Here is a 17065-nt window from a genome sequence, read left to right as displayed (position 1 = left end):
CCCCTCGCCGGGCGGTGGCTTTGCCACCTTGGCCGCCGCCTCAATGGCGGCTTGAGCGGAATGATTCCATCAGAAATCATTCCGCTCTAAAGAGGGTCCAATGAAACGCGGTCGTGTATTCTACATGTATCTCGCGTTCTTTACGTTAGGAATTGCGGGCGCATTGATTCAAAATATCTATGTGTTTTTTGCTGCACCGATTGTAGCCATTGTCATATTCGTAAGCTTCGATAATTGGCGCGACATGTACCAAAGGCATAAGCAGAAGCGTTCGGAAAAATCGTAGATCATTCAGTCGGAACGATACGCCACAGGCGCAGCCTGTGCTTGACGCGTCCGGCTTCGCGGCCTGCGCGGTCGCCGTGGCCCATATAAAGGTCAGCGCGTATTTTTCCGCGAATGGCCCCGCCCGTATCAAGCGCCGCGACCATGCGGCGATAGGCCGGAAAAGCCCCGCTGAGCGTACCCGCATCGGCATCGACCCAGTATAAATCCCCATAAGGGTGGAAGGACGGGTCAATGGCAATGGCCGCCCCCGCCGGCAGCGGGATCGCCGCCGCCCCTAACGGTTCCATCTTGGTCATATCTATAGAGAAGAAGGCATAGCGCGGATTCTGGTTCATCACCTCCTGCGCCACCGGCCCGCGATTATCGGCCAGCCATTGGCGGATCGCCTCGCCAGAGGTCTGCTCTTTTTTCATCAGACCCCGCTCGGTCAGGGTCCTGGCAATCCCCACAAACGGCAGTCCATTATCGGCGGCATAGGCCGCCATAAAGCGCGTGCCGTCTTCGAGGGTCAGATAGCCGGAGCCCTGAATCTGCATGAAGAAATAGTCTTCGGGCCGCATGTAATAGGCCGGGCCCGTTACCGGTTGGGCTTCGATTTCGGCGCGCGTGTAATAGGGCACATAAAGCTCGCCCACACGCCGCGCCGCAAAGCGTTTACCGGCAGGCTGCGGCGGCGTCATCTGCGCCCCATCGACCAGAACCAGATCGGCGGGTTTGGTGCGGACGGGTTGCGAAAACTCAGGCGATGGGGTGGTGGTGGCCGGGTATTCCGGCACGAAATAGGCCGTAAGAAGCCCCTCGCCTTCGATGCGTTCGACACGGAAGCGCGCTTCCAGCCACTGCTTGATTTCTTCGGGTTGTTCAAAAGCCTGTGCCTTCAGGGCATCGCAAGCCCTGGCATATTGGCGCCCCTGACGATAGGCGCAGGCCCCACGCACGGCTTCGAGGGCAATAAAGGGGTCGGTATCCTCCCAACCCGGCAGGGCCGACAGGTTTTGCGACGGTCGCGACGGCAGGGGCTCAGGCAGTGGCGGGGTCGGCACGGGCTGTGGTTCCGTCTGCGGCGCTGGTACGGGTGACGGTCCAACCGGAGGCTTGGGCGTTTCCACGCAGGCCACAAGGCTCAGCACCGCCATGGACACGCATCCATAGGCGAGCAGACGCCGCGCCACGGTCAGCACCCCTGCCCTCCCCCTCAGGCTCATGCCTTGGCGGCCTCGACGCGAGACAGAATCCACGGATTGGTCGGCGATTTGAGGTTTTTCTGGAAGGTCCAGAATTCCGCGGTACGACGGTGCGCCTTTTTCGGTTCGCCGCCGTCTGGCTCGGCCATCTCATAAAGCAGTTCCGACAGGAAGCGCACGCGCACCAGCGCCCGGTCGTCTTTCAGCTCAATCTGATCGAGGTCCGTTTTCGGCGCATCAACAAAGGAAACGTTTATGGCCTTCTGTTCGCCGCGCGCCTCTACGGCCTTGGCAAAGACCTCATAGACGCTTTCCGACAGACGATCCTTGAGCCCTTCGATTTCCCCGCGATTGAAGGCCAGCACGATCTGCTCATAGGCTTCGCGCGCCTTTTCAACGAAATTGACCTCGTTGAAATGGGCATCACGCGCCTTCAGGGCGTCGAGATTGGGCATACGCAGGCGTTCGGGCTGCGCCTTCGGCTCCTGTCCGGGGCGGTTGAACGGGCCTTCGGAGTCGTCGTTCTTTTGGACGACCGGTTTGTCTTCGGCCTTGAAACCAACGCGGCGGCCCAGCACGTTATAAAGCTGAAACAGCACGACCACGGCGATCAAGGCCAGAATCAGCAGGTCCCAGGGCATCAAAACGTCTCCGAACAGGGGTACAACACGGTCTAGTCTTCCCTATATAGGCAAAGTTGAGGTAAACGGAACCATTCGTTTGATTGCCAATCGATTTTGTGCGTGCTAGGGCCGTTTTCAACCGAATTTTATACGCGCCACGGAGTTTTTAAGTTTAATGGCTGACGATTCGATCCCCGCCGAAAACGGCACTGGCCCGGCCACCGAGGCTCAGGGCGGCCCGCTGCCTGCCAATATGCAGGTTCTGGCCCAGTTCATCCGCGACTTCTCGTTTGAAAACCCGCGCGCGCCCAATTCGCTGCGCATGGATCAGCGTCCGGAAATCGACATGGGCGTAGAAATGAACGCCAAGGGCCGTCCGGATGGCCTGTTCGAAGTCGATCTGAAACTGTCGGTCAAGGCGTCGAACCCCGAAGGTCCGATGTTCGCTATCGAACTGGTCTATGGTGGTCTGTTCCAGTTGGCTAACGTGCCGCAAGCGGCCGTTGAGCCGACCCTGCTGGTCGAATGCCCGCGCTACCTCTTCCCGTTCGCCCGCCGCATCATCGCCGATGCGACCTCGGACGGCGGCTTCTTCCCGCCCTTCTTCGTCGAGCCCATCGACTTTGCGGCGCTCTATATGCAGCAAAAGGGTCAGATCGGCGAAACCGCTGGTCAAGCGTAAAAAGCAAAGCATATTAATAAAAAGACCCGCAGTCTGTGGCTGCGGGTCTTTTTATTTGCCACGAAAAGCACGAACTTCATTGGGCGGATATATAGCGCGAAGCGCCCAAAATCCGCATTTGCCGCAAGACAGTAAAAGCCCTTCGGGCACATGTGTTAAAAGCGCTCGACGTTCGTGCTTTTCGTGTGGTTCGTGGCTAAATTCTATGAGGCCGTATAGCCCCACATATTCTGGTCTTTGAGATATTTGAGGCAGAAGGCCTTATGCGCGTCGGCTTCTTCCGCATGGATGTGCGAGGGCAGGGGGCGGGGACGCTGACCATGGTTCATCACGCGGATTTCCGTGCCGTCCTCAGACACCATGCCGTGCATCTTGAGATCAAGGCCGCGTTCCTTGCCACCCGACAACTCCAGATAGACGCTGGCCAGCAGACGCGCATCGAGCAGAGCCCCGTGCTTGTCGCGTTCGGCCAGCGAGATGTTATAGCGCTTACACAGGGCATCGAGCGAATTGGCCATGCCCGGAAATTTATAGCGCGCCAGCTCCAGCGTATCGATCCAGCGGTCCGGATCGGTGGGCACCAGACCCAGCCGCTCCAGCTCCATATTGATAAAGCCACGGTCAAACGAGGCATTGTGCGCGATGATCGGCGCGTCACCAACAAAGTCGATAAAGGCCTGAGCCAGATCCGCAAATTTCGGCTTGTCGGCCACCATTTCATCGGTGATGCCGTGGACACGAATGGCGTCCGGCTCGATCAACCGTTCGGGGTTGAAATAGTGGTGGAAGGTCTTGCCCGTCGGCAGCAGGTCGTCGATTTCAATGCAGCCGACTTCGATCAGGCGGTGGCCTTTTTTGGGGTCAATGCCGGTGGTTTCGGTATCGAGGACGATTTGACGCATGAACCTGATTTGACTCGCGTTTGCCCGTCTTGTCCAGAGTCAGGCGGCGCGCAGGGCGCGGATAATCTCACTCACCTGTTGACGATTGGCCTCCAGAGTTTGCGAGGTGTCGATGATGAAATCCGCGCGGTGGCGCTTTTCGGCGTCGGGCATCTGACGCGCCAATATGTCTGCAAACTTTTCCGCCGTCATGCCGGGACGGGCCAGCACGCGGGCGGCCTGAACCTCCGGCGGGGCGGATACCACGACCACCTTGTCAAAGCTTGTTTCCGCACCGGTTTCAAACAAAAGCGGAATATCGCACAGGGTGAGGGGCGTGCCTGCGGCGGCGTGATGCGCCAGAAAGGCCTCACGATCCGCCACCGTCGCCGGATGCACCAGGGCATTGAGGCGCGCAAAAGCCTCCGGTGTTTTTTTGAGAACAAGCGACAGCTTGGCGCGATCGACCGCGCCCTCTGTTAACACGTCATCAAAGGCTTCGACCAGCGCCGCTTTCAGCGGTTCAGAGGTGGCGTAAAGCCGGTGCACGGTCTCATCGGCATCCCAGACGGGTACGCCTTCGTCGGCAAACATGCGGGCTATGGTCGATTTGCCCATGCCGATGGAGCCGGTGAGACCCAGACGGATCACTTCGTCTCACCCAGAAATTCCAGCGCCAGACCGCGCACATCGAAATCCGCATCCGGGGCCTGACCATAGAAGGCGGCAAACGACGGGCGCGCCTGTTCAATTAGCATCATCAGGCCATCGACCGTCGTGAGGCCACGCGCCTCGGCCGCCTGCAACCAGTTGGTTTTCAAGGGCCGATAGGTCATGTCCATAGCGGTTGCCGACGGGTCGAGCGCGTCGAACAGGGGCAGGGGTCCGCCCGACGCCGCATTGATCACAGCCACCGATCCCGCAAAGGCGCGGTCGATGTCGCTGAGCGCATAGGCACTGACGCCCTCTTTGAAGGCAAAGACGATCTCTTCGGCGCGGGCCACCGTGCGGTTGACGATACGCACATCGCGGCAGCCCTTATCGAGCAAGGCGGCCACCACGGCACGCGACGCCCCGCCGGCGCCCAGAAGCGTCACCGCACCGGCGGTCAGATCGCACTCACGCGCCTGAAGATGAAAGGCCTGAATAAGCCCGTGGCCGTCGGTGGAATCGGCGTGCACACTGCCGTCTTCGTCAAAGGTCAGCAGATTGGCCGAGCCGCAGCGACGCGCCAGATCGGTCGAAGTGTCGGCCAGCTTCAGCGCCAGTTCCTTGAACGGGGCGGTGATGTTGAGCCCTTTAATGCCATTGGTGCGGCACGACAGGACCAGACGCTCAAATGCGTGATCATCGGCGGGCGCAAAGGGCGCATAGACGCCGTTGAGGCCCATATGCCTCAGCCACGCCGTGTGCAGGAAAGGGGAAAGGGATTGGCGGATGGGCTGACCGACAACGCCGGCGACCATGGCCGCGCCTGTGGGGAGGTGTTTCATGCCGGTATGATCTCATAATGTCTGAGTTGCGCCAGCAGGGGCAACAAGGGCAGGCCCAGAACGGTGAAATAGTCGCCCTTGATCGAGTCGAACAGATGGACGCCATGCGCTTCGAGCATGTAGCAGCCGACGCTGGACAGGATTTCTTCGCCTGCGGTGTCTATATAGTGGGCGATGAAATCCTCGCTGAGACGTCGCACGGTCAGGTCGGCCGTATCGGCGTGCGACCACAGTAGATGACCATTTTGCGCCACCGCGACGGCGGAGTGCAGGTAGTGGGTCTTGCCCGAAAAGCGACGCAGCAAATCCGCTGCGTCGGCCAATGTTTTCTGCTTGGAAATCAGGTCTTTGTCGAGTTGCAGCACCGAGTCTGCCCCGATGACCAGACCGGCCTGCGCGCGCGACACGTGCAGCGCTTTTTCCTGCGCCAGTTTCAGGGCGACGGCCTTGGGCGTAAAGCCGCGAAACAGGCAGTCGTCCTTGATGACGTCTTCGTCGATATCGGCCGGAATTTTGGTGAAACTCAGGCCACAATTGGTGAGCAGGGTGGCGCGAATCTTGGAGCCGGAGGCGAGGATCAGGGGAGGGGTTGTCATGTGCTTTTCTTTTGCTTTTGACCCATTAATGTCAAGTCCAGCCTTTAGGGAGGATTATCGATGGAACCAAAGGACGTCACGGTTTGGGCTGAAATCCACCTTATCCCTACGTCTGAGGGAGGCCGCTTAAATCCAGTTCCGAGTGGTAGTAGTTACAGACCCCTACATAATTTCTGGCCGGATGAAACGCATCAAGAGATGGCTACAGGTATTATAAGCCTCAATCCTGAGACGAGCTTACCTTTGGGACAGTCTACTGAAACTGAGATTATATTTTTACCTTGGCCGAGACTATTGCCTGAGCTTTATCCCGGTCGGGCGTGGCTTATCCAAGAAGGACATAAGATTGTGGGTTACGGGAAAATTCTCAAAATTCTTCCTTGAATTCTGTGAGTTTAAATCCCTTGGCTGCGCCGCCCCCTCCGTCTCGTCGCCTTTAGCGCCGATCCACCTCCCCATGCCTACGGCATAGGGAGGAGATATTTTCAGGGGTGCAGGGGTCCGTGACCCCTGCGTCCTAACCCTTAAATCCCGCCCAGACGCCCGGTGCGCTTTTCATTGAGCAGGCTGATGATCGAGGCTGAGGTTTCTTCGACCGAACGGCGGGTGACGTCGATCACGGGCCAGCCCTTGCGTTCAAACAGACGGCGGGCAGCGATGATCTCCTCACGCACGGCTTCGGCGTCGGTATAGGCGGTAGGGCGTTCATCGCCGGCGGTGGTATAGGCCAGAACGCGGGCCTTGCGGATCTGGATCAGGCGATCGGGTGAGGCGATCAGGCCGACGATTAGCGGCTCGCTTAGTTCGTCCAGTTCCGGCGGCAAGTCACGACCGGGAACGAGGGGGATATTGGCGGCCTTATATCCGCGGTGGGCCAGATAGATGCAGGTGGGCGTCTTTGAGGTGCGCGACACGCCGATCAGGATGATTTCTGCCTGACGCAGCTTGTCGGCCAAAGCGCCGTCATCGTGGGCAATGGCGTAGTTGAGCGCTTCGATGCGGTCGAAATAATCACTGTCGAGATTGTGCTGCGCGCCGGAGCGCTTGGAAAACTCCGCGGCCCCCAGATAGCGCGAATAGGCCAGAACCACCGAATCGAGGACACCGATAGTGGGGATGTCGCGTTCACGGCAAAAGGTTTCGAGCTTTTGCCGCAGTTCGGCATCGACCAGAGTGTGCAGAACAATCCCCGGATAGGACTCGATCTCGGTCAGGGCGCGGTCCATCTGCTTGTCCGAACGGATCAGCACATAGATGTGTTCGATGGGGAAGATGCCTTCGAAGCGCGCCGCGGCCGCCTTGGCCAGAGCATTGAGGGTTTCACCGGTGGAGTCGGACACCAGATGAACGTGAAAATGGATACCGATTTTCGCGCCGGATGTGGTCATGAAATTTATCTGTGCACGCTTTCTGGGGAAAAACGGGGGATGTTTTGCGTCTCTACCGGGATAAACCTTAGCCTTCGCTGTGCCAAGCCGCCAGGCCGGGGAAAAGGTGAAAAACCGGGCGGATTCGGTCACCGGTTTTCCCCAATTGCGGGCATCGGTGACTCTTTTGTGACGCCTTTGTGTGTAAATCTTAACAAAAAATTAACCGTGTATGGTCGCCACACCCAGCCGTTAGGATTTTCTTAATCAGTGTTAGGATTTGGTTAATTATCCCGGATTCCCACAGGCTGTGAAAGATTAAAAATTCATTAACGCCGCTCTGTGCAAAGGCCGGGAAAACGGCCTCCATTTTCCCCCGATGCGACGTTTTTGCGCAGCATCCACGGCCTAACTACCCCTTCTATCTTTCTAAAAACCTTTTAGAGGGATTGAGGGAATGCCGTCCTAAGCCTATGGATTGACTCATGACCTCGCACACGCCATCCATAGTCTCGGTCCTTCAGGGACAGACGCTGAAAACCCCGCCCGTCTGGTTCATGCGTCAGGCCGGCCGTCACCTGCCGGAGTACCGTGAGCTTCGGGCGACGACACCGGATTTTCTGAGCTTTTGTCTCAATCCCGAAAAAGCTGCCGAAGCGACTCTGCAACCGGTGCGGCGCTACGGCATGGATGGGGCCATCCTGTTTTCCGATATTCTGGTCATCCCTATGGCACTGGGTCAGGACGTGCGCTTTGAAGCGGGTGAGGGGCCCGTTCTTGGCGACTTACCCTCTGTGGCGCAGATGGCTGATCGGGCTGGCTCGGCAGGGGAAGCCTTGAAGGCCGTCGGTGAGACTCTGAAAATCCTGCGTTCGGAACTGCCCAAAGAGGTGACGCTTCTGGGTTTCTGCGGCGGGCCCTGGACGGTGATGACCTATATGCTCAATGGGCGAAAAGCCCACGACCGCTCACTGATCCGCGCCTTCGTCTATGAGCAGCCGCAACTTGTGACGCAGGTGATGGCGGTGGTCATTGAGGCCTCGGCACAGTATCTGAAGATGCAGGCGGATTGCGGCGCGCAGGTCCTCAAAATCTTCGAAAGCTGGGCCGAAGGCTTCCCCGATCCTTTGTTTGATCAACTGGTGATCGAACCGCATCAAAGATTGGTGCGGCGTGTGCGCGAACTGGGTGTGACCCTGCCGATCATCGGCTTTCCACGAGGGGCCGAGGCGCGCTGTCTTGACTATGCCGGACAGGTTGAGGTGCAGGGCATGGCGCTGGGGACGGCGACACCGCTGACACTGGGGCAGGCGATCCAGAAAAAATTACCGATACAGGGGGCGCTCGATCCGGTGGTTCTGCGTTCCGGCGGCGCCGCGCTGGACGATATGGTGCTGAAAATGAAATCCGCCTGGGGGCAGGGGCCGTATATTTTTAATCTCGGGCATGGCATCTTCCCCGATACCCCGATCGCTCATGTCGAGCGCACCCTGCATCTCATAAGAAGCTGATGAAAAAAGTCGCTGTTGTTCTGTTCAATCTCGGTGGGCCCCTGACCCAGACCGATGTCAAACCGTTTCTCTACAACCTGTTCAGCGACAAATACATTATCGGCCTGCCGTCGCCGTTGCGGCAGATGGTGGCGCGGCTGATTTCGTCACGCCGCGAAACCTCGGCTCAGGCCAATTACCGCCTGATGGGGGGCGGGTCGCCCATTGTGAAGGAAACCGAGGCGCAGGCCGACGCCCTGAGCAGCCATCTGTCGAAAACCGTCAAGGATCTGGAATTCAGGATCTTTATCGGGATGCGCTACTGGCACCCGTTTATCGAAGACACGGTGAAGGCCGTTGAGGCGTGGCAACCGGATCAGGTGGTGGCCTTGCCGCTCTATCCGCAGTTTTCGACCACCACCACCCTGTCGTCGTTTGTGACCTTCAAAAAGGCTTATAAGGGCGCAGCTCCGGTCAAGTACCTCTGCTGCTATCCGCAAAATCCAGCCTTTGCCAAAGCCTATGCCGATCTGATCCGCGAAAAGCTGTCCGGCTTGAGCAACCTCAAAGACTATCGTCTGCTGTTTTCGGCGCACGGCCTGCCGGAAAAGATCATCAAAAAAGGTGACCCCTATCAGGCGCAGGTCGAGGCCAGCGTCGCGGCCATCATGGAACAGGTAGGGATGCAGATAGACCACGTCGTCTGCTATCAAAGCCGGGTCGGGCCGCTGAAATGGATCGGGCCCTCGACCGACGAGACGATTATCGACACGGTCAAAAGCGGCAAATCGCCCGTGGTTGTGCCGGTGGCCTTTGTCTCTGAACATATCGAAACGCTTGTCGAACTCGATATGGAGTATAAACATCTGGCCGATGAGCATGGGGCAAAGGACTATGTCCGTGTGCCGGTGGTCGGTATCGAGCCGCTGTTTATCCGGGCGCTGGGCGACGAGGTGCTGCGGGCCATCGGGTCAGAGGCCACCATCATGGCCGACTACGCCTGTGAGGCCTGCCACGGGCAATGCCCAAAACGAAAGGGCTTTTGAGCATGAACCATTACGACCTGCTGCGTGGTTTGCACATACTGGCCGTTATTGCGTGGATGGCTGGGCTGCTCTATCTGCCGCGCCTGTTCATCAACCACATCGCCAATCGCGACAAGCCGCAGGTCGTCGAGGTCCTGAGTGGTATGGAGCGCCGTCTGCTGCGCTTTATCATGAACCCGGCCATGATTGCGGCCTGGCTGTTCGGAGCGGGGCTGATCTACAGCAATGTGCATGACCGCTTTGGCTGGAAGTTTTTTTACGAGCCGTGGTTTGTGGTGAAGATGATCGGCATTGTGCTGATCACGGGTTATCACCATTTCCTAGCGGTACGGTTCAAAAAGCTCCAGCGTGGTGAAGACATTGGTTCGGAAAAGTTCTGGCGTATTGCCAATGAGATCCCGGCCGTGATTGCCATTGTCATGGTCATTGCCGTGACCACCGAGATGTTTACGATCTGATGTAAGCCTGTCTCCCGATTGCCGGGGAGGGCCTTATCCCTTGACCTTTCGGCGTTTGGGTGTATTGCTCAAAACCTATGCGCGCGCCGAACGGGTTAGAGCGTTCGTCGGCTCAATTGAGCCGCCGAAAGGCTCTAAGTTTTTGCTTGGTCGCGCAATTTTTCCGAAAAGTGGTGTCCACTTTATCGGATTGCGCTCTAAGTCGCGCATCTCATGGCCCCACGGTTCTCGTGGTTTCAAGGCCTTCCCCAGTTTCCATACAGCGTTCACGCGCTGGCTTATCAGACAGGCACAGCCTAAGGTATTGACTTTGTTTATAAAGTCAGCGCGATAGCGTGCCGTATCAGAGACCCCTCCCATGTCCGAAGACAACGAAATCGAATACGACACCACGCTGGAAAACGCCGCCGAGGATGAAAACGGTAGCGAAGACGGCGATGACGAGTCGGAAAACCCCAATCAGGAAAAACTGTCGCTTCAGGAGTTGAAGGACAAGTCGCCGGCCGACCTGCTGGCCTTTGCTGAACAGATCGGTGTTGAAAACGCCGCCTCTATGCGGATGCAGGACCTGATGTTTGCGGTTCTGAAAACGCTGGCCGAAGAAGGCGTTGAAATCACCGGCTCCGGTGTCATCGAAGTGCTTCAGGACGGGTTCGGCTTCCTGCGTTCGCCCGAGGCCAACTATCTGCCCGGTCCCGATGATATTTACGTGTCGCCGCAGCAGATCCGCCGCCACGCCCTGCGTACCGGCGACACGGTCGAAGGCCCGATCCGCAGCCCGCGCGAAGGCGAGCGGTACTTTGCCCTGTCCAAGATCAAGACGATCAATTTCGAAGACCCCGAAGCCATCCGTCACAAGGTGCATTTCGATAACCTGACGCCGCTCTATCCCGAAGAGCGCCTGAAAATGGAAATCGAAGACCCGACGATCAAGGACCGTTCGGGCCGCATCATCGACATCGTCGCGCCGCTGGGTAAGGGTCAGCGTTGCCTGATCGTCGCGCCGCCGCGCGTCGGTAAGACGGTGATGCTGCAAAATATCGCCAAGTCGATCGCCGCCAACCACCCGGAATGTTACCTAATGGTGCTGCTGATCGACGAACGCCCGGAAGAAGTGACGGACATGCAGCGCACCGTGCGCGGCGAAGTCATCTCTTCGACCTTTGATGAGCCGGCAACGCGCCACGTTCAGGTGGCCGAAATGGTCATCGAAAAGGCCAAGCGCCTGGTCGAACATAAGCGCGATGTCGTTATCCTGCTCGACTCGATCACCCGCCTCGGCCGCGCCTACAACACGGTTGTGCCGTCGTCGGGAAAGGTGCTGACCGGTGGTGTGGATGCCAACGCTCTGCAACGCCCCAAGCGTTTCTTCGGTGCGGCGCGTAATATCGAAGAGGGCGGCTCGCTGACCATCATCGCCACGGCGCTGATCGACACCGGTTCGCGCATGGACGAAGTGATCTTTGAAGAGTTCAAGGGCACGGGTAACTCGGAAATCGTGCTGGACCGTAAGGTCGCCGATAAGCGCGTCTTCCCGGCCATGGACATCCTCAAGTCGGGCACGCGTAAGGAAGACCTGCTGGTCGATAAGTCCGACCTGCAAAAGACCTATGTGCTGCGTCGTATCCTCAACCCGATGGGCGCGCAGGACGCGATCGAGTTCCTGATCGACAAGCTGCGTCAGACCAAGAACAATGGCGAATTCTTCCAGAGCATGAACACCTGATCCTTGCCAAATCAGGTGATACAGGATCATTGTCAGTCTATCCGGGCCGGAGCAATCCGGCCCTTTCTTTATCCGCTCTCATTTGTCGATGCGAGCCTTGCGGAGACCCGCTATGAAAGTCACCTTCGATATCGAATGCACGCCGCAGGAAGCCCGCGCGTTTTTGGGCCTGCCCAATGTCGAGACGCTGAACGACTATATGGTTGAGCAGATGAAGGCCCGCGTCGAACAAAATATCCAGTCGATGCAGCCCGAAGAGATCATCAAAACCTGGTCGAGCTTCGGCGTGCAGGCGCAGGATCATTTCCTCAAGATGATGCAATCGGCCGCCACCGCCAGCATGGGCGGCTTCAAGGGCGGTAAGTAGGCTCTCGTGTTTCACGTGAAACAGACGATTTTTGCCTTGGCCTCGGCGCAAGGCCGGGCCGGGGTGTCGGTTATCCGGGTCTCCGGGCCACAGGCCGCACAGGTCGTTGAGGCTTTGCTGGGGCGTCTGCCGCGTCCGCGCTACGCGACGCTCGGACATCTGCGCTATGACGGCGAGCTGATAGATCAGGCGCTGGTCCTGTGGTTCAAAGGCCCCAACAGCTTTACCGGCGAAGATTGCGCTGAGTTTCACATTCACGGATCGCGCGCGGTGCTGGAACGCCTCTATGCGGTGTTTCGTGCTGAGGGATTGCGTCACGCCGAACCGGGTGAGTTTTCGCGCCGGGCCTTTGAAAATGGCAAGCTTGACCTGACTCAGGCCGAAGCCATTTCCGATCTGGTTGAGGCTGAGTCTGAGGCGCAGCGACGTCAGGCCCTGATGCAACTCGAAGGCGGGTTCCGTGATCGCTATGCCCAATGGCGCGATGCGCTGATCCGTATTCTGGCGCACATCGAAGCCATCGTCGATTTCCCTGACGAGGATATTCCGGAGCACCTCAGCGAGCGCATCATTGCTGATATTATCACGCTGAAAACAGATGTCGGCGCGGCGATTTCTGATGCGCGGCGCGGCCAGCAAATCCGCGAGGGTTATCGCATTGCCATCATGGGAAAACCCAATGCGGGTAAGTCGAGCCTGTTTAATGCCTTACTGCAAACCGATGCCGCCATAGTCACACCGATTGCGGGAACGACACGCGATGTCATCGAGTCACCTATTCGCGTCGGGCCCTATGCAGCCTTGATCTACGACACGGCGGGTCTGCGCGAAACCGAAGATGTGGTGGAATCCGAAGGTATCCGTCGCGCGAAGGTCAGGGGTCAATCGGCGGATTTGCGGTTATGGGTCGTGGATGTGTCGGAGGCTCCGGAAGACCTGTCGGCTATACAGCCGGGGGACTATCTGATCCTCAATAAGACAGATCAAATCTTAGCGGACTCCCTTGCAGCGCTTCGATCCCAGTATGAAGACAAAAAGGTCCGTCTTCTGGAAACCAGCCTGACCAAAGGGGAGGGCATTGAGGCCGTTCAGCGCGCGCTCGAAGCTGATCTCGAAGCGGCCCTGTCTCTCAGCACCTTCCCGGCGGCGACGCGCGAACGTCACAGCGAACGTCTGCGAGAGGTGGATGTGGCGCTGGATCGGTCCCTGGGGATTGGTTTCGCTACACCCGAACTTATGGCCGAAGACATTCGTCAAGCGCTATCTGCCTTTGATGCTCTGTTTGGCCGCACGGATGTGGAGCAGGTCTTGGATCATATCTTCTCCAGCTTCTGCATTGGGAAATAAGAGTGTTTCACGTGAAACACGGATAACACCAAAATTAACACTTCTCGATTCGACCCGTCCGGCCTGATCTGCTATAGCCAGCCCTCATTCGTTTTCCTGACAGGTTGAAGCTCTATGACCCAGTTTTGGGATGTCATTGTCGTCGGTGGAGGTCATGCGGGCGCCGAAGCCGCGACGGCTGCGGCGCGCATGGGTGCCAAGACCCTGCTGCTGACGCACAAGATCGAAACCCTGGGTGAGATGTCGTGTAACCCAGCCATTGGGGGTCTGGGCAAGGGCCATCTGGTGCGCGAAATCGACGCTTTGGATGGCGTCATGGGGCGCATGGCTGATATTGGCGGCATCCAGTTCAAGATGCTCAATCGTTCCAAAGGCCCTGCCGTGCGTGGCCCGCGCGCCCAGATTGACCGCAAGCTCTATCGTGAGGCCATGCAGGCCGAGCTGCAAAGCACCAAAAACCTGACGATTATCGCCGCTGCGGTCGAAGACCTGATCCTTGACGGCGAAACGGTCGTCGGGGCTGTCGATGCGCAGGGTGTCGAATATCGCTCGAAGGCCGTGGTGTTGACGACCGGCACCTTTTTGCGCGGCATCATCCATATCGGCGAAAAGCGCATGGCCGCGGGACGCTTTGGCGATGAGCCGGCCAACGGTCTGGGGCAGCGTCTCTACGATCTCAAGCTCGATATGGGCCGTTTGAAGACCGGGACGCCGGCGCGGCTCGATGGCAAGACGATCAACTGGGATGTTCTTGAAAAGCAGGAAGGCGACGCGATCCCGACGCCGTTTTCGACCCTGAACGCTTCCATCGACCGGCCGCAGATCACCTGCGGCATCACCTATACTAATGCCGATACCCACCGCATCATTCAGGAGCGAATCACGGAATCGGCGGTCTATGGCGGCCATCTGTCCGGACGCGGACCGCGCTATTGTCCCTCCATCGAAGACAAGGTGGTGCGCTTTTCGGACAAGGACAGCCATCAGGTGTTTCTGGAACCCGAAGGCTATGACGACGACACCGTCTATCCCAACGGCATCTCGACCAGCGTTTCCGAGGCGACGCAGGAAGCCTTTTTGCGCACCATTCGCGGCCTCGAAAACGTGGTCATCAAGCGCTACGCCTATGCCATTGAATATGATTATGTCGATCCGCGTGAACTTTATCCGACGCTTGAGCTGAAGCGCCTGCCGGGCCTGTTCCTGGCGGGGCAGATCAACGGCACAACGGGTTACGAAGAGGCCGGGGCGCAGGGCCTGATGGCGGGGCTAAACGCCGCGGCGCGTGCCGGCGGTCTGAGCCCGCTGGTGCTGGGTCGCGACGAAGCCTATATCGGCGTGATGATCGACGATCTGGTGACCAAGGGCGTCACCGAACCCTATCGCATGTTCACCAGCCGCGCCGAGTTCCGCCTGAAGCTGCGCGCCGACAATGCCGATCAACGTCTGTCGGATATCGCGCTGAAAATCGGCCTGATGGGCGAACGCCGCAAAGCGCACTGGCTGGAGAAGAAGCAGGCTCTGGCCGCAGCACGCCAACGCGCTGACGAACTTAAGCTGACGCCGAATGAGGCCAATGCTCTGGGCATCCGCGTCAATGCCGACGGGCAAAAACGCAACCTGCTGCAACTCCTGTCCTACGACACCTGCTCGCGGGACAAGCTGGAAACGGTATGGCCAGAGCTTAAAGACTGGTCCGACAGCGTGTTTGAGCAGATCGAAATTGACGCCCTCTATTCGGGCTATCTGGGGCGTCAGGCGGCGGAGATCGACGCCTTCCGTAAGGACGAAAATCTCGCCCTGCCCGAAGACCTCGACTATGCGTTGGTGGGTGGCCTGTCCAACGAGGCCAGGGAAAAGCTGAGCCGCGTCAGACCCCTGACGCTCGGTCAGGCGCGACGCATCGAAGGCATGACTCCGGGCGCGTTGACGGCCCTGTTGTTCCATGTGCGCAACCTGAAAAAGGGCGCGGCCTAATCGCATGACAGAGTTGTTTATGACGCCAGAGGAAATGGCGGCGCATCTGGTGTTTCACGTGAAACAGGCGGCCATTGACGACCTCACGCGCTTTGGACAGGTGCTGGCCGAGCGCAATGAGGTGATGAACCTTGTCGGGCCCGCAACGATCCCGCATTACTGGTCGCGGCACGTCCTCGATTCCGCACAGCTATTGAACCACGCACCTGAGGCCCGAAGCTGGGCAGACCTTGGGGCGGGGGCGGGCTTTCCCGGCGTCGTACTGGCCATACTTCTGAAACACCTGTCCACAGATTCAGGCGAAACACCCACAGACCGGCGGGTGTTTCTCATCGACTCTCTGGCCAAGCGCTGTCGCTTTTTAGGCGAAGTTGTGCGAGACTTGGACTTGCCGGCGACGGTGATCAACGACCGGGCGGAGAATGTCTCGCTTAAGGTCGATGTGGTCACCGCCCGCGCCATGGCCCCTCTGCCGAAGCTGATCGGATTTGCCGAAAGCTTCTTCCGCAAAGGCGCCGAGGGCTGGTTGCTGAAAGGCGAAAACGTCGAGGCGGAAATCGCCGAGGCGCACAAAAACTGGGCTTTTCAGTCAGAACTGTTGACGTCCTTAAGCGACCCCCGTGGTCGCGTCCTGCATATTCGGAGCGTTCGCCGTGCCAGATAGTTTCCCCCCACACCCCATGCCCCGCGTTCTGGCGGTGTCTAACCAGAAGGGTGGGGTGGGCAAGACGACGACGGCGATCAATCTCGGCACCGCTCTGGCCGCCGTCGGTGAGACCGTGCTGATCATCGACATGGACCCGCAGGGTAATGCCTCGACCGGTCTGGGCGTGCCGCGTTCGGCGCGCACCACCACCATCTATGATGTGATCGTCGATCAGCAACCCATTGGGGAATGCGCCGTCAAGACCTCAGTGCCGGGCCTCTACATCATCCCGTCTGACCCCGACCTGTCGGGTGTGGAGATCGAGCTGGGTCAGGCTGACCGCCGTTCCTATCGTCTGCGCGACGCGCTGGAGCATCAGGCGCAGGTCGGTGAGTTGGCCTATTCGTATGTTCTGATCGACTGCCCGCCGTCGCTCAATCTGCTGACCATCAACGCTATGAGCGCCGCCGATGCGGTGCTGGTGCCTTTGCAATGCGAGTTCTTTGCGCTGGAAGGTCTGTCGCAGCTGATGCGGACCATTGATCTGGTCAAGGGCTCGCTCAACCCCAGACTGGAGCTTCAGGGGATTGTGCTGACCATGTTCGACCGCCGCAACGCCCTGTCCGGCCATGTGGCTAAAGACGTGCGTTCGCACTTTGGCGAGAAGGTCTATGAGACGGTCATCCCGCGCAATGTGCGGGTGTCAGAGGCCCCGTCCTTCGGTAAGCCGGCCCTGATCTACGATCTGAAATGCACCGGTTCGCAGGCCTACCTCAAACTGGCCCGCGAAGTCGTTCAACGTGAAAAAGTGCGCCGCGCGGCTGCCTGACCAAGACTGAAGGATACATATGTCTGAGAAACAAAGAGGTCTGGGCCGCGGTCTGTCGGCGCTGC

Annotated in this window: 17 protein-coding genes; 10 read left to right on the top strand and 7 right to left on the bottom strand. The window is 58.6% G+C overall.

The window, feature by feature from the left end:
* Positions 1-287: 287 nt before the first annotated feature.
* On the bottom strand, positions 288-1493 hold the full coding sequence (locus Q0072_RS18700) for an MltA domain-containing protein (protein WP_298333062.1): 1206 nt from the start codon (positions 1491-1493) through the stop codon (positions 288-290).
* Positions 1490-2113 carry a Tim44/TimA family putative adaptor protein gene (locus tag Q0072_RS18695; RefSeq protein WP_298333061.1) on the bottom strand — a complete coding sequence of 208 codons (624 nt, stop codon included), beginning with the start codon at positions 2111-2113 and terminating at the stop codon, positions 1490-1492. The genes Q0072_RS18700 and Q0072_RS18695 overlap by 4 nt, the downstream gene beginning before the upstream one ends.
* Before the next feature lie 235 nt (positions 2114-2348).
* Here Q0072_RS18695 and secB point away from each other — a divergent pair, with 235 nt between their 5' ends.
* Positions 2349-2777: a protein-export chaperone SecB gene (gene secB / locus Q0072_RS18690; RefSeq protein WP_298333071.1), complete on the top strand. Its 429-nt coding sequence runs from the start codon at positions 2349-2351 to the stop codon at positions 2775-2777.
* 203 nt (positions 2778-2980) lie between these two features.
* Here secB and dnaQ read toward each other — a convergent pair whose 3' ends face one another.
* The 5 genes from dnaQ to Q0072_RS18665 form a co-directional block, all read right to left on the bottom strand.
* Positions 2981-3679, bottom strand: a complete 699-nt coding sequence (gene dnaQ / locus Q0072_RS18685; RefSeq protein WP_298333060.1) for a DNA polymerase III subunit epsilon — start codon at positions 3677-3679, stop codon at positions 2981-2983.
* 39 nt (positions 3680-3718) lie between these two features.
* Positions 3719-4309: a dephospho-CoA kinase gene (gene coaE, locus Q0072_RS18680; RefSeq protein ID WP_298333059.1), complete on the bottom strand. Its 591-nt coding sequence runs from the start codon at positions 4307-4309 to the stop codon at positions 3719-3721.
* Positions 4306-5151 carry a shikimate dehydrogenase gene (locus Q0072_RS18675; protein WP_298333058.1) on the bottom strand — a complete coding sequence of 282 codons (846 nt, stop codon included), beginning with the start codon at positions 5149-5151 and terminating at the stop codon, positions 4306-4308. Before Q0072_RS18675 ends, coaE begins: the two co-directional genes overlap by 4 nt.
* On the bottom strand, positions 5148-5747 hold the full coding sequence (locus tag Q0072_RS18670; RefSeq protein ID WP_298333057.1) for a Maf family protein: 600 nt from the start codon (positions 5745-5747) through the stop codon (positions 5148-5150). Before Q0072_RS18670 ends, Q0072_RS18675 begins: the two co-directional genes overlap by 4 nt.
* A 524-nt stretch (positions 5748-6271) precedes the next feature.
* A complete protein-coding gene (locus Q0072_RS18665; RefSeq protein WP_298333056.1) occupies positions 6272-7135 on the bottom strand; it encodes a pyruvate, water dikinase regulatory protein in 864 nt (287 codons plus the stop codon).
* Between the two features lie 464 nt (positions 7136-7599).
* Between Q0072_RS18665 and hemE the strand changes: the two genes are divergently transcribed.
* From hemE to Q0072_RS18620, 9 genes are all read left to right on the top strand, one after another.
* Positions 7600-8625, top strand: a complete 1026-nt coding sequence (hemE, locus tag Q0072_RS18660) for a uroporphyrinogen decarboxylase (protein WP_298333055.1) — start codon at positions 7600-7602, stop codon at positions 8623-8625.
* Entirely contained in the window at positions 8625-9650 is a 1026-nt protein-coding gene (gene hemH, locus Q0072_RS18655; protein WP_298333054.1) for a ferrochelatase, read from the top strand. The genes hemE and hemH overlap by 1 nt, the downstream gene beginning before the upstream one ends.
* Positions 9651-9652: 2 nt before the next feature.
* Positions 9653-10108: a CopD family protein gene (locus tag Q0072_RS18650; RefSeq protein WP_272739764.1), complete on the top strand. Its 456-nt coding sequence runs from the start codon at positions 9653-9655 to the stop codon at positions 10106-10108.
* A 358-nt stretch (positions 10109-10466) separates the two neighbouring features.
* Positions 10467-11834, top strand: coding sequence for a transcription termination factor Rho (gene rho, locus Q0072_RS18645; protein WP_298333053.1), 1368 nt, complete (start codon positions 10467-10469; stop codon positions 11832-11834).
* 112 nt (positions 11835-11946) lie between these two features.
* On the top strand, positions 11947-12201 hold the full coding sequence (locus Q0072_RS18640) for a DUF6489 family protein (RefSeq protein ID WP_013477677.1): 255 nt from the start codon (positions 11947-11949) through the stop codon (positions 12199-12201).
* A 15-nt stretch (positions 12202-12216) separates the two neighbouring features.
* Positions 12217-13548, top strand: coding sequence for a tRNA uridine-5-carboxymethylaminomethyl(34) synthesis GTPase MnmE (gene mnmE / locus Q0072_RS18635; protein WP_298333052.1), 1332 nt, complete (start codon positions 12217-12219; stop codon positions 13546-13548).
* Between the two features lie 114 nt (positions 13549-13662).
* Complete coding sequence (mnmG, locus tag Q0072_RS18630) at positions 13663-15525, top strand: tRNA uridine-5-carboxymethylaminomethyl(34) synthesis enzyme MnmG (RefSeq protein ID WP_298333051.1); 1863 nt, start codon at positions 13663-13665, stop codon at positions 15523-15525.
* A gap of 19 nt (positions 15526-15544) precedes the next feature.
* Positions 15545-16189 carry a 16S rRNA (guanine(527)-N(7))-methyltransferase RsmG gene (gene rsmG, locus Q0072_RS18625; RefSeq protein ID WP_298333050.1) on the top strand — a complete coding sequence of 215 codons (645 nt, stop codon included), beginning with the start codon at positions 15545-15547 and terminating at the stop codon, positions 16187-16189.
* A gap of 16 nt (positions 16190-16205) precedes the next feature.
* Positions 16206-17000 carry a ParA family protein gene (locus Q0072_RS18620; RefSeq protein ID WP_298333070.1) on the top strand — a complete coding sequence of 265 codons (795 nt, stop codon included), beginning with the start codon at positions 16206-16208 and terminating at the stop codon, positions 16998-17000.
* Positions 17001-17065 lie beyond the last annotated feature (65 nt).

The sequence above is a fragment of the Asticcacaulis sp. genome (assembly GCF_027484505.1).
In the GTDB taxonomy this organism is placed as follows: Bacteria; Pseudomonadota; Alphaproteobacteria; order Caulobacterales; family Caulobacteraceae; genus Asticcacaulis.
Note: the sequence above shows the minus strand (reverse complement) of the source record. Positions and strands in the feature narration are given on the sequence as shown.